At 36.2% G+C, this 12,888-nt stretch carries 12 protein-coding genes; 10 read left to right on the forward strand and 2 right to left on the reverse strand.

What is annotated here, in order from left to right; all coding sequences use genetic code 11:
* Positions 1-66: 66 nt before the first annotated feature.
* Positions 67-1,728, reverse strand: a complete 1,662-nt coding sequence (locus AABL52_RS13225; RefSeq protein ID WP_341519620.1) for a sigma-54 interaction domain-containing protein — start codon at positions 1,726-1,728, stop codon at positions 67-69.
* 181 nt (positions 1,729-1,909) lie between these two features.
* Here AABL52_RS13225 and AABL52_RS13230 point away from each other — a divergent pair, with 181 nt between their 5' ends.
* The 7 genes from AABL52_RS13230 (at position 1,910) to AABL52_RS13260 (ending at position 9,568) form a co-directional block, all read left to right on the forward strand.
* Positions 1,910-3,085, forward strand: coding sequence for an NAD(P)/FAD-dependent oxidoreductase (locus AABL52_RS13230; RefSeq protein WP_340420250.1), 1,176 nt, complete (start codon positions 1,910-1,912; stop codon positions 3,083-3,085).
* Complete coding sequence (locus AABL52_RS13235; RefSeq protein ID WP_341519621.1) at positions 3,082-4,119, forward strand: proline racemase family protein; 1,038 nt, start codon at positions 3,082-3,084, stop codon at positions 4,117-4,119. Before AABL52_RS13230 ends, AABL52_RS13235 begins: the two co-directional genes overlap by 4 nt.
* Complete coding sequence (locus AABL52_RS13240; protein ID WP_001025537.1) at positions 4,116-5,057, forward strand: proline racemase family protein; 942 nt, start codon at positions 4,116-4,118, stop codon at positions 5,055-5,057. Before AABL52_RS13235 ends, AABL52_RS13240 begins: the two co-directional genes overlap by 4 nt.
* A gap of 22 nt (positions 5,058-5,079) precedes the next feature.
* A complete protein-coding gene (gene dapA / locus AABL52_RS13245; RefSeq protein WP_341519622.1) occupies positions 5,080-5,976 on the forward strand; it encodes a 4-hydroxy-tetrahydrodipicolinate synthase in 897 nt (298 codons plus the stop codon).
* Positions 5,977-5,994: 18 nt separating this feature from the next.
* Entirely contained in the window at positions 5,995-7,479 is a 1,485-nt protein-coding gene (locus tag AABL52_RS13250; RefSeq protein WP_341519623.1) for an aldehyde dehydrogenase family protein, read from the forward strand.
* A gap of 130 nt (positions 7,480-7,609) precedes the next feature.
* Positions 7,610-9,100: an alanine/glycine:cation symporter family protein gene (locus tag AABL52_RS13255; protein WP_341519624.1), complete on the forward strand. Its 1,491-nt coding sequence runs from the start codon at positions 7,610-7,612 to the stop codon at positions 9,098-9,100.
* A gap of 30 nt (positions 9,101-9,130) precedes the next feature.
* Positions 9,131-9,568: a carboxymuconolactone decarboxylase gene (locus tag AABL52_RS13260; protein WP_131706423.1), complete on the forward strand. Its 438-nt coding sequence runs from the start codon at positions 9,131-9,133 to the stop codon at positions 9,566-9,568.
* Between the two features lie 65 nt (positions 9,569-9,633).
* On the opposite strand, the gene AABL52_RS13265 is transcribed toward AABL52_RS13260, so the two are convergent.
* Positions 9,634-10,275, reverse strand: a complete 642-nt coding sequence (locus AABL52_RS13265) for an HD domain-containing protein (protein WP_341519625.1) — start codon at positions 10,273-10,275, stop codon at positions 9,634-9,636.
* 105 nt (positions 10,276-10,380) lie between these two features.
* On the opposite strand from AABL52_RS13265, the gene AABL52_RS13270 reads away from it, so the two are divergent.
* The 3 genes from AABL52_RS13270 to ppaC all read left to right on the forward strand — a co-directional run bounded on the left by AABL52_RS13270 (position 10,381) and on the right by ppaC (position 12,879).
* Entirely contained in the window at positions 10,381-10,884 is a 504-nt protein-coding gene (locus AABL52_RS13270) for a GNAT family N-acetyltransferase (RefSeq protein ID WP_341519626.1), read from the forward strand.
* 237 nt (positions 10,885-11,121) lie between these two features.
* A complete protein-coding gene (locus tag AABL52_RS13275) occupies positions 11,122-11,787 on the forward strand; it encodes a lytic polysaccharide monooxygenase (RefSeq protein ID WP_097844766.1) in 666 nt (221 codons plus the stop codon).
* 162 nt (positions 11,788-11,949) lie between these two features.
* Positions 11,950-12,879 carry a manganese-dependent inorganic pyrophosphatase gene (gene ppaC / locus AABL52_RS13280; RefSeq protein ID WP_073515323.1) on the forward strand — a complete coding sequence of 310 codons (930 nt, stop codon included), beginning with the start codon at positions 11,950-11,952 and terminating at the stop codon, positions 12,877-12,879.
* Positions 12,880-12,888: the final 9 nt, after the last annotated feature.

Raw genomic sequence — 12,888 nt, forward strand, 5'->3', positions numbered from 1 at the left:
TCCTCCTCTAGATCGGTTTGCACAAATTATTATGCAAAAACTATGCCAATATAAAGGAGGAAACGGTTATTGTAACCCAAGCTTTTTTAAACGGTTATATAAAGTGGCTCTCGTAACACCGAGTTGTTTCGCGCACTCTAATTTATTCCCATTTAAAATACGTAAAGCCCTCTCGATTACTTTTTTCTCATGTTCATCCATCTCTTCTTGTAAGGAGAGGATTGTATGATTGTTGCTGAGTAATAGGGAATGAGCCGTATGATTGTCTAACGTTTCAGTTGTATGGAAAGGTAAATATTCTTGTTTTATAATACCGTCAGTCGCAAATACGACAAGTCTTTCAACAACGTTACGAAGTTCGCGAATATTACCTGGCCAATTGTAATGAAGCAGTTCATGCATAATACTTGAAGGTAAGTCACGAATTGGTCTGTTATAGTTGATTGAAAAATCGTTTAAGAAAGAATAGGTTAATTCAATAATATCCTCGCGTCTTTCGCGCAGCGGTGGAATATGCAAACTAACTACATTTAGGCGATAGTACAAATCTTCTCGGAACGTGCCTTTTCTCATTTCCTCTTGTAAATCTCGATTTGTAGCAGCGATAATGCGGAAATTAATATGAATCTCTTTTTCTCCACCAACACGGTAATACTTTCGTTCTTGTAGTACACGCAAAAGCTTTACTTGCATATCGAGTGGCATTTCTCCTATTTCATCTAGGAATAATGTACCGCCTTGCGCGAGCTCTATTTTACCTTTCTTACCTTTGCTATTTGCACCAGAAAATGCTCCACGTTCATACCCGAATAATTCACTTTCAAATAACGCTTCTGGAATGGCGCCGCAGTTAATTGAAATGAAAGGTGCCTTAGCTGTCTCACTAGCTTCATGTATCGCTTTTGCAAATACTTCTTTTCCAACACCACTTTCTCCGAGTATTAAAACAGTTGATTTCACCGAGCAAACCTTTCTAGCTAATTGTATTGTTCTTTGTATAACAGGGCTTTTTCCATTCATCGCAAGGAAAGGATCTGATTCATCTTTGTATTTTGCGACTTCTTGTTCTAATCGGTGCATTTCATGTGACATATTGAATAGTTTTTCATTTAAAGCAACTTGATTTGTAACATCCGTTTCTGAAACGACCGCTCCTATAATTTCATCGTTACAATACACTGGGTTTGAATTTATTAATACGAACAAATCTGGACGAGGCTGATGGAACTGAGCGATTATGCTTTTTCCGTCATGTAATGATTGCAAAATTTCCAAATCTTTATAGTCAAAAAAACGAGTGATAGGTTGTCCAATAATTTCATTATGATTGACTGAAAAAATTTTTTCGGCGCCATCTGTCCAAGTACGAACATGTTCTTTATCATCGATGACTGTAACAGAAGAATCCGTTGTTTGTATAACGGCGTTATAAAAAGATTGTAGTTCATAGTACGACTTAACTAGAAACGGAATGATCTGCTGAGTCGTTATACAGCATATAGGCTCTTTATTTTCGTTCATTATGATAACGACTATTTCATTGGAAAACGCGTTAATTAAAGCGGTGAATGAGTCATTTTCATATATAACTACACAGTTATATTCTTCTGTAGTAGAAGGGCGGTAATAATACTTTTCATTAATTTGCTTAATATGTTGCAAGCTGTATGTATGATCAATGGATAAAGTTTTTAGGAATTCTTTTATTGTCGGAAATGAGAATGCCATATTGTCCTCCTGTTATGTATAAAAATTTTGACAGTGATAAAAAAATAATACACCTATTTACGATGAATTTAAAATATTTTTACAAATAAAAATATTATTTATAAAAAGTGTATATATGTACAGTTGGCACGTCAATTGCATAAAAGAAAGTGAGGGATTAAAAAGAAGGGAGGGCTGCTACGTGAGGCACTGTGACGTTTTAATAATAGGCGGTGGTATTATAGGCTGTTCTATCGCTTATTACACATCAAAATACGGAAGAGACGTAACAATCATTGAAAAAGGAGAATTTGTCAGTGGGACGTCTTCACGGTGTGACGGGAATATTTTGGCTATTGATAAAGACCCAGGGTTTGATAGTCAAATGTCGTTAGTAAGTCAAAAATTAGTTACTGATTTAAGTGAAGAGTTAGAGCACTCATTTGAATATAGGGCGCCAGGAAGTATTCTCGTATGTGAGTCAGACGAAGAAATGGAAGCAGCGCAGCAATGGGTGAATCGTCAAAAAGAAGTTGGTTTACCGTTCCGAATGCTTGATAGGCAAGATATAAGAGAGGAATCGCCATTTTTTGCGGACGATTTATTAGGTGGTTTAGAATGCGCAACGGATTCGACTGTAAATCCATATCTCCTTGCTTTTTCACTACTTGCAGAATCGAAGAAATTTGGTACGAAAGCTTTTAATCATACGGAAGTAAAAGAAATGAAAAGAGATACAGATGGTTCCTTTATTGTAGAAACGACTAACGGGACGTTTAGTGCGAAGCAAGTGGTGAACGCAGCTGGTGTGTGGGCTCCGAAAATCGGAGAAATGTTGGATGTAAATATCCCAATTGAACCGAGAAAAGGGCATATTATAGTAGCTTCAAGGCAACAACACGTTGGTTGCCGTAAAGTAATGGAATTTGGTTATTTAATTTCTAAATTTGGCGGAAAACGAAAAGTGGATGCTTTAACTGAGAAATATGGGGTAGCTCTTGTGTTTGAGCCGACAGAAAGCCAAAATTTTTTAATTGGTAGTAGTAGAGAGTTTGTAGGTTTTCATACGAAGATAAACAACGAGGTTATTAAATGTATTGCAAACAGAGCAATTCGTTTTTATCCGAAAATGGCGGATATGATGGTGATTCGTTCATACGCTGGATTACGCCCGTGGACAGAAGACCATTTGCCAATCATTTCACGCGTGGAACATATCCCGAACTACTTTATAGCAGCGGGGCATGAAGGGGACGGCATTAGCCTTGCAGCGGTTACTGGAAAAGTAATTGAAGAGTTATTAAATGAAAAAGAAACAATCATTCCTATTGAACCACTTCGTTTGAGTCGTTTTACAGAAAGGGTGTTAAACGGATGAGGTCACAAAGAGTCTTTACGACAATTGATACACATACGGGCGGGAATCCAACGAGGACATTGATAAGCGGACTTCCAAAATTAATTGGAGAGACGATGGCAGAGAAGATGTTACATATGAAAAAGGAGTATGACTGGATTCGCAAATTGTTAATGAATGAACCGCGTGGTCATGATGTAATGTCAGGAGCACTATTAACAGATCCATGTCATCCTGAAGCAGATATTGGTGTTATTTACATAGAAACTGGTGGATATTTACCAATGTGTGGTCACGATACAATTGGTGTATGTACAGCTTTAATTGAATCAGGTTTAATTCGGGTAGTTGAACCGATTACTTCGTTAAAGTTAGATACGCCAGCCGGCTTAGTTGAAGTAGATATCTTTGTTCAAGATGGAAAAGCAAAAGAAGTTTCCTTCTGTAACATACCAGCTTTTTTACTGAAACATATCACTGTACAAGTCGAAGGGATTGGAACCGTAGAGGCCGATATTGCGTATGGAGGGAATTTTTATGCCATTATTGATGCGAAATCAGTAGATTTAGAGCTAGTACCAGAAAACGCATCTACAATCATCGATAAGGCAATTCATATTAGAAATATCATAAATGAGGAATTTGAAATCATTCATCCACAGTATTCGTTTATTAGGGGATTAACACATGTTGAATTTTATACAAATCCTACTCATGAAAGTGCGCATGTAAAAAATACAGTTGTTGTTCCGCCAGGAGGAATTGATCGCTCTCCATGTGGTACAGGAACATCAGCGAAGTTAGCTGTATTATACGCAAATCAAAAAATTAAAATGGATGAAGAGTTTATTCATGAGAGTATCGTTGGTTCTTTATTTAAAGGATGCGTCATAAATACGACATTTGTAGAAAATATTGAAGCTGTCGTAACGAAAATTACAGGTTCAGCTTGGCTTATGGGGATGCATAGATTTTTTTACAATGAAAAGGACCCACTGAAAGAAGGCTTTTTGCTAATTCCGCCGATGGAACATGAAACGGAGGATGTAAAATGAACATTCAAAAAATGTATACAGCAGTAGACGTACACGTAAATGGCGAGGCATTTCGTGTAATAAAAGATGTACCATGCAAGTTCTACTACAATTTAGAGCAATTAAACGAACAATTTTCAGGTGAATTAGCAGAAGAAATGAAGCTTTTATTAAATGAACCGCGTGGTTTTATCGGTTTAAATGGATGTATCGTCGTTCCTTCTATTCATACGGAAGTCGATGCAGCTGTAATATTTTTTAATCATGAAGGATCAATTCCTCTTCATTACGGAGGTATTGTCGCAGTCATAACGATGTTACTAGAAAGCGGGTATTTAAAAAAGAGAGAGACGAATCAATACACAATCGAAACGTTATCTGGCATATTCTCAGTCTATGCGTATGTAGAGAATGATGAAGTTGTATCTGTTTCGTTTGAAAGTAAACTATGTTATATGATTGAGAAAAATTTACAAGTTGGTAATATAAGTTACTCTCTCATACAGGCAGATAAAGTATACGCAGTTGTAGAAAAAGGTGCGTATTCGCCAGAAATTCGTATTGAAAGCATTTCAGAATTGAAAAAATGGGGAGAAGCTACACTTCAAGCTATACAAAAACAGTCACTTATAAAAAGACTTATTTTAGTAGATTCCACGCAAAAAGAAAAGAACCATATAAAGTCGATTACATTTCATGAAGATAACTTTATCGTACGTTCGCCAGGGTTTGTCTCTACTATTGTGTCCTTTGTTCATACATTATTTAAAAATGATTATATAGCGGATAAACCTTTTAAAAATGAAAGTATTTTTAATAGCTTTATAACAGTGGAACAAGTGAAGAAAGAAGAACAAGGCTACATTTTTCGATTTGAAAGTAGAGGATTTATTACAGGGATGCAGACGTTCCTATTAGACCCTACAGATCCGTTTCCGACAGGATTTTTATTAAAATAAAAAGGTAAAAGGAGAGATAAATATGAAAAACATTAAAGGGGCATTTCCAGTATTAATCACACCGATGGATGAGTTTCAAGAAATTAATTGGAACGGTGTAAAACAAAACATAAACTACTTTATTGAGCAAAAAGTAGCTGGGATTATTATTAATGGAAGTACAGGAGAGTTTGTTAGTTTATCAAAAGAAGAACGATTTAAAATGGTAGAAACAGTATTAAAAGAAGTTGATGGGCGTATCCCAGTTATTGTTGGAACTGCAGCAGAAACGACGAAAGAGACGATTGAATATACGAAACATGCAGAAGCGAATGGAGCAGATTGTGTATTAATTATAAACTCATACTATTGTAAACCGAAAGAAGAGGAAATTTATTTTCACTTTAAAGAAATCTCAAACGCTGTAAATATACCAATTATGTTATACAATAACCCGTTTACATCTGGTGTTGATATGAGTACAGAGCTCATGCTACGTATTGGAAAAGAATGTGAAAATGTTACACATATTAAAGAATCAAGCGGAGATATTCGAAAAGCTAGAGATTTAGTACGACAAGGTGAAGGTGCTTTTCAAGTATTCTGTGGATCTGAAGATTTAGTTATGGAATCTTATTTAGTTGGTGCGACGGGATGGGTTTCAGTGGCAGGAAATATCGTACCGGGACTTGTTACGAAAATGTATGAGCATTTTCAAAATGGTGAATTAGAAAAAGCTTGGGAAATAAACGATGCGATTTTACCACTTTGTGAGTTTCTTGAAGGGTCTGGGAAATATGTACAAATCGTTAAACGCTCAATGGAATTACACGGGCAAGCCGGGGGACCTTCTCGTTATCCGAGACTCGGACTAACTGAAGAAGAAGATCAAAAACTTCAAATGATTATTTCAAAAATTGCAGCTCATGCAGCTGTTTAAATAAGGAGGAGATCATATATGTTAACGACAAACATTGAGCTGAGACCAAAAGTGAAAGCGTTTTTAAATGAAGAAATTAAAATGTTTATTAATGGTGAATTTGTCCCTTCCATTAGCGGAAAGACATTTGAGACATACAATCCAGCAACAGAAGATGTTCTGGCTGTCGTGAGTGAAGCGCAAGAAGAGGATGTTGATGTCGCAGTAAAAGCAGCAAGATCTGCATTTGAATCAGGACCTTGGGCAGAAATGACTACTGCTGAAAGAGCGCATCTTATTTATAAATTAGCAGACTTAATTGAAGAGAATGGAGAAGAATTAGCACAGTTAGAAGCTTTAGATAACGGGAAACCATATCAAGTAGCACTGGATGATGATATTGCAGCGACTGCAGAAAACTATCGTTATTATGCGGGATGGGCTACAAAAATTATCGGGCAAACAATTCCGATTTCAAAAGATTACTTAAATTACACACGTCATGAACCTGTTGGGGTTGTAGGTCAAATTATCCCTTGGAATTTCCCGCTCGTCATGTCTTCTTGGAAAATGGGAGCTGCATTAGCAACAGGTTGTACAATTATATTAAAACCAGCAGAACAAACGCCTTTATCGTTATTATATACAGCGAAACTCTTTAAAGAAGCAGGTTTTCCAAACGGTGTCGTAAACTTTGTGCCAGGTTTCGGCCCTGAAGCGGGAGCTGCAATCGTAAACCATCATGATATTGATAAGGTAGCCTTCACAGGTTCAACTGTTACAGGGAAATATATTATGCGTCAATCTGCAGAAACAATTAAACATGTAACATTAGAACTTGGTGGTAAATCACCAAATATCATTTTAGAAGACGCTGATTTAGAAGAAGCGATTAACGGTGCATTCCAAGGCATTATGTATAATCATGGCCAAAATTGTAGTGCCGGTTCTCGCGTGTTCGTTCACCGAAAACATTACGAAACAGTCGTAAATGAATTAGTGAAAATGGCGAATAACGTGAAACTTGGAGCAGGTATGGAGAAGGAAACGGAAATGGGGCCACTTGTATCTAAAAAGCAACAAGAGCGTGTGTTACATTACATTGAACAAGGAAAAGCAGAAGGAGCTACTGTTGCTGCGGGTGGTGAACGGGCATTTGAAAAAGGATATTTTGTACAGCCAACAGTATTCACAAATGTTACCGACGATATGACGATAGTTAAGGAAGAAATCTTCGGGCCAGTTGTCGTTGTACTTCCATTTGATTCGACGGAAGAAGTAATCGAAAGAGCAAATCGTTCTTCATATGGACTCGCTGCAGGCGTATGGACACAAAATATTAAAACAGGACATCAAGTTGCCAATAAATTAAAGGCAGGAACAGTATGGATTAATGATTATAATTTAGAAAATGCAGCGGCACCATTTGGTGGCTTTAAACAATCTGGTATCGGTCGTGAGTTAGGTTCTTATGCACTTGATAACTATACAGAAGTGAAAAGTGTTTGGGTAAATATAAAGTAATAGAGAGTCTAACTGTTATTAAATAGAGGGATGAAATAATGAGAAATACGGGCAACTGTAAGGTTTAATAATAGTTGTCCGTTTTCTTATATATAAAATAGTTTTCAAAAGAATGTTAAGGGGGATTTGGATGGAGCAATTAGTAGAGTGGTTAGTAGGGCAAGTATGGAGTATTGGGTTAGTTGTTTTTGCATTAGGTGCAGGTGTGTATTTTACAATTGCCACTCGTTTTCTGCAAATTCGTTATTTTAAAGAGATGATTAAACTATTATTTGAAGGGAAGAGCTCGGAGACGGGAATTTCATCCTTTCAAGCATTTTGTTTAGCCTTATCAGGTAGGGTTGGAATAGGTAATATCGCAGGGGTGGCGACAGCTATCGCTTTTGGCGGACCTGGAGCTGTATTTTGGATGTGGGTAATGGCACTTTTAGGAGCAGCGAGTGCATTTGTTGAATCAACATTATCTCAAATATATAAAAGTAAAGTCGGAAACGAATACCGCGGTGGTACACCATATTTCATTGAAAAAGGCCTGAAAATGAAATGGTTTGCAGTCATTGTAGCGGTTGTTGTAACACTTTCATATGGCGTTTTATTACCAGGTATTCAGTCTAGTAGTATCGCAGTTGGATTTGAAAACTCTAATGGCATTAGCAAATATATAACTGGAATATTATTAGTTATATTATTAGCATCAATCATTTTTGGTGGCGTAAAGAGAATTGCGGGCGTTTCGCAAATGCTTGTTCCATTTATGGCAATAGGTTATGTAATTGTTACATGTATCGTATTAATTGCGAATGTAACAGAAATTCCAAGTATGTTCGCTTTAATTTTCTCTAGTGCTTTTGGTGTAAATGAAATGTTTGGCGGAATCGTCGGTGCAGCAATTGCATGGGGAGTAAAGCGTGCTGTATTTTCAAATGTTGCTGGTGTTGGAGAAGCGACGTATAGCTCCGCTGCTGCTGAAGTATCCCATCCTGCAAAACAAGGGCTAGTTCAAGCATTTTCTGTATATATCGATACAATTGTTGTATGTACAGCGACAGCTCTTATGATTTTAATAACAGGTATGTATAATGTTATACCTGAAGGGAAAAGCGCCATTGTAAAGAATATAGGGAATGTTGATGCAGGTCCAATCTATACACAACAAGCAGTTGAAACTGTTATGACAGGGTTTGGTCCAATATTTATTTCATTCGCAATCTTCTTCTTCGCGTTTACAACTTTACTTGCTTACTACTATATCGCTGAAACGACACTTACTTATTTAGATCGTGAGCTTAAACATAGCTGGTTAAAACCAGTTTTAAAAATTGGATTTTTAATTATGGTATACATCGGTAGCGTAGAATCGGCGTCACTTTTATGGAATCTTGGAGATTTAGGAATTGGTAGTATGGCATGGTTAAATCTAATCGCGATTCTACTATTAAGTAAAATTGCATTAAAAGTGTTAAAAGATTATGAATCACAGAAAAAAGAAGGGAAAGATCCAGTGTTTGATCCTAAAAATGTGGGAATTGAAGGTTTAACATTTTGGGAAGAGAGGAGTAAAGAGATTGAAAGGAAAAACTATAAAGAACAATCAGTAGTGGATGATAGTCTGAAATTGTAGTTATAATAAACTGAATATTCATTCTATTTAATGAGGTATATTACCTTCTTTTCATCACATACTACAATAGGTACACATAATTTGAATGGGGGTAATAATAAGATGGAACACGAACAACATAGTTCAGTAAATGACGTTCTACATCATTATAAAGAAGGTATCGGTAGTTTTACAAACCAAATTCCTGAAATTGCAGAAACATATAATGCATTCACGCAAGCTTGTTTTCAAGAGGGCGCTTTAACAAAAAGGGAAAAACAACTTATCGCATTAGGAATTAGTCTAGCAACGCAAGATGAATATTGTACCGTTTATCATACAAAAGGTTGTCTTGATCAAGGGTGTTCAGATAAAGAAATTCTGGAAGCGTGTGGTGTATCAGCAGCATTTGCTGGTGGAGCTGCAATGAGTCAAGCGGTAACTTTAGTACAGGAATGTTTAACAGAACTGAAAAATCAAAAGCATTGAATAAAAAAACGTTTTAAACATAAAGTTTAAAACGTTTTTTATGTGAGATTAAATTTTTATTCACTTTAATATTCTATATCTTCATAAATCGAATTCTCTACATCAGGAAGAACTGTGTATATGCTTTTACCGATTAAAGCTTCTAATTCTTTCTTAATTGCATAAAACCCTTTCCAATGTAATGATGTATGAGACGTTGTACCATGACGTAAACCAACGGAAATCAATCTTCTTTCCAGCGTAGTAAAACCATCCGCGTCAGCAAGAGCATCACAAAGAGTAATTGCTTTATTGTATAAATCGTAGTTACAATGTTCATTCAATATTTCAACTAACTGGATTCTCATATGGTCAGGAACGAGACTCCACTCCGCTGCTATATCTAAATGCTCATTTTTACACGGGAATGAATGTGTCACGCAAATAATCGCGTTTCCTGTATACCCTAAATTATTCAAATACATATAACCATCATAGGAATGAATAACAGATTTAGTAAACCCTTTATATCTTCCTATATCATGCAGGAGGGCAGCATTATATGCTATGTCAGCATCTAGGTCGTACCCATTATTAATAAGTTCTACAACTATCTTTTCAGTTGCAAGGGCAACATTACATGAATGTTCGAACCACGGACCTGGGTTTTGTTCATATGCCCACTTGAGAAGTTCTCTTGCGTATGTCCTATCTAATATATACTTCATATAAGTATCCTTTCTCAAAAAAATGTACCTTAAATAATTTCATCTTAGTTATCCGTTATTCCTTCTTTAAAAATTGGTACAATGAAACAAAAGGGGGATTAGTAAATGCAAAATGTAGTAATTGAAGAGATTAAGCAAATAGAAGATGATGTGGAAGAGCTTTCTAAACTTTTGAAAATGGTTGTAGATGATGGGGCGTCAATTGGTTTTTTACCTCCACTGGAACGAAAAGAATCAGCGAAGTATTGGGAAACTGTATTAGCACCAGAAGTGATCTTGTATGTTGCTAAAATAAATAATGAAGTGGCAGGGAGTATTCAATTACATTTAGTTACAAAGCCTAATGGGATTCATAGAGCTGAAATTTGTAAGTTAATGACTCATCCAAACTTCAGACGTAATGGCATTGGACGTTTGCTTATGCAAAAAGCAGAGGAAAGAGCAAAGCAAGAAAATAGGTCTCTTATAGTGCTAGATACGAGAGAAGGAGACCCTTCTAATAGATTGTATAAATCATTAGACTATAAAGAAGTTGGAAAAATACCAGAATACGCAATTTCTCCGAGTGGTGATTTGGATGCCACAGTTATTTATTATAAAGTTTTATAAGTTATGATTAAAAAGCTATTATGCTAAAAATAATAAACTTTGATTTTTAACACCGCCTATATTTTTATAGCGGTGTTATTTGAATGTATCAATAATATTTATTTCAAGTACTCAATGAATTTGAGAAAGTTTTTAGAGGGTTCTTTTAGTTACGTACCTCGACTTATAATGAATGTAGAGAAGATGACTAGGCAACTATAGTTATTTTCGCTTTATTATGGGAAAGGGGATGACGGGATGAAAACGAAAGGCTTACAGAAGGCGAAGAAAGTTATATTAAGTGGTGGTATATTACTTACAGGATTGTTAACTTTCGGTTTTGCAGAAAAAGCTTCAGCTCATGGATATGTAGAATCACCAGCGAGCCGTTCTTATTTATGTAAGCAAGGGGTAAATGTAAATTGCGGTCCAGTTCAATATGAACCGCAAAGTGTAGAAGGAATAGGTGGATTTCCTCTATTAGGACCTTCTGATGGACAAATTACAGGAGCTGGCCATTTCCCTGCTTTAGACGTTCAAACAGTTGATAGGTGGAAGAAAGTTACGTTAAACGGCGGCGCGAATACATTTAAGTGGAAATTAACCGCACCTCATAGTACGAAAGAATGGAAATACTATATTACGAAAAAAGATTGGAATCCAAATAAGCCTTTAACAAGATCTGATTTAGATTTAGTACCGTTTTATGTAAAAAATGATGGGGGGGCTAGACCAGGAACTTCGGTAACACATGAAGCAAACGTACCAACTGATAGAAATGGGTATCACCTTATTTTAGCTGTGTGGGAAATTGCAGACACTGGGAATGCATTTTATCAAGTTATAGATGTTAACCTTGTAAATAACGGTTTAGCATCAAATTTTCCGCTAAATCATGTAGTGCAAGCTCCTAGCCTATTTTAAATAAAATATACATTTTGATCATCTAATTCATTTTAGATGATCTTTTTTTACGAAAAACGATGAAAAATATAGAAGAAAGTGCAATTATTTATAAAAAATTATGCTTTAAATATTGTCATATTTGCTTCTTTAAGATATCCTTTTCATGAAGAGGTGGAAAACATGGAAAAAGTACTAGTTTTCGGGCATAAAAACCCAGATACAGATGCAATTTGTTCTGCAATTGCATATGCAGAATTGAAAAAAGAATTAGGAATGAATGCTGAGCCTGTACGTTTAGGCGAAATCAGCGGTGAAACTCAATTTGCGTTAGACTATTTTAAAGTAGAAGGACCGCGTTTTGTTGAGACAGTAGCAAGCGAAGTGGACAACGTTATTTTAGTTGATCATAACGAGCGTCAACAAAGTGCTAACGATATCGAATCTGTTCGTGTGTTAGAAGTTATTGACCATCACCGTATTGCTAACTTTGAAACAAGCGATCCTATTTACTACCGTTGTGAGCCAGTTGGTTGTACAGCTACAATCTTAAACAAAATGTACAAAGAAAACGGCGTTGCAATTCGTAAAGAAGTTGCAGGTTTAATGTTATCTGCAATCATTTCAGATTCTTTACTATTCAAGTCTCCAACTTGCACAGAGCAAGACGTAGCAGCAGCTCGTGAATTAGCGGAAATCGCTGGTGTAGATGCTGATAGCTACGGCTTAGAAATGTTAAAAGCTGGTGCTGACTTAAGCGGAAAAACAATGGAGCAATTAATCTCTCTTGACGCTAAAGAATTCCAAATGGGTAATGCGAAAGTTGAAATCGCACAAGTAAACGCTGTTGATACAAACGACGTTCTAGTACACCAAGCGGAACTTGAAAAAGTTATCTCTGCAGTAGTAGAAGAAAAAGGTTTAGACCTATTCTTATTCGTTGTAACTGATATCTTAACTAACGATTCTGTCGGTCTTGCGATCGGTAAAGCAGCAAACGTTGTTGAGAAAGCATACAACGTATCTCTAGAAAACAACACAGCTACATTAAAAGGTGTTGTATCTCGTAAAAAACAAATCGTACCAGTATTAACAGAAGCATTCCAAGCTTAATAGTATTGA

The sequence above is a fragment of the Bacillus paramobilis genome (assembly GCF_038096195.1).
Lineage (GTDB): Bacteria > Bacillota > Bacilli > Bacillales > Bacillaceae_G > Bacillus_A > Bacillus_A mobilis.

Bases quoted from the DNA above. Each gene is read 5' to 3' on its own strand.
- AABL52_RS13265 (WP_341519625.1), bottom strand. From the start codon at position 10,275: ATGAAGTATATATTAGATAGGACATACGCAAGAGAACTTCTCAAGTGG.
- AABL52_RS13255 (WP_341519624.1), top strand. From the start codon at position 7,610: ATGGAGCAATTAGTAGAGTGGTTAGTAGGGCAAGTATGGAGTATTGGG.
- AABL52_RS13260 (WP_131706423.1), top strand. From the start codon at position 9,131: ATGAGGTATATTACCTTCTTTTCATCACATACTACAATAGGTACACAT.
- AABL52_RS13240 (WP_001025537.1), top strand. From the start codon at position 4,116: ATGAACATTCAAAAAATGTATACAGCAGTAGACGTACACGTAAATGGC.
- AABL52_RS13275 (WP_097844766.1), top strand. From the start codon at position 11,122: ATGAAAACGAAAGGCTTACAGAAGGCGAAGAAAGTTATATTAAGTGGT.
- AABL52_RS13270 (WP_341519626.1), top strand. From the start codon at position 10,381: ATGCAAAATGTAGTAATTGAAGAGATTAAGCAAATAGAAGATGATGTG.
- AABL52_RS13250 (WP_341519623.1), top strand. From the start codon at position 5,995: ATGTTAACGACAAACATTGAGCTGAGACCAAAAGTGAAAGCGTTTTTA.
- AABL52_RS13235 (WP_341519621.1), top strand. From the start codon at position 3,082: ATGAGGTCACAAAGAGTCTTTACGACAATTGATACACATACGGGCGGG.
- dapA (WP_341519622.1), top strand. From the start codon at position 5,080: ATGAAAAACATTAAAGGGGCATTTCCAGTATTAATCACACCGATGGAT.
- AABL52_RS13225 (WP_341519620.1), bottom strand. From the start codon at position 1,728: ATGGCATTCTCATTTCCGACAATAAAAGAATTCCTAAAAACTTTATCC.
- ppaC (WP_073515323.1), top strand. From the start codon at position 11,950: ATGGAAAAAGTACTAGTTTTCGGGCATAAAAACCCAGATACAGATGCA.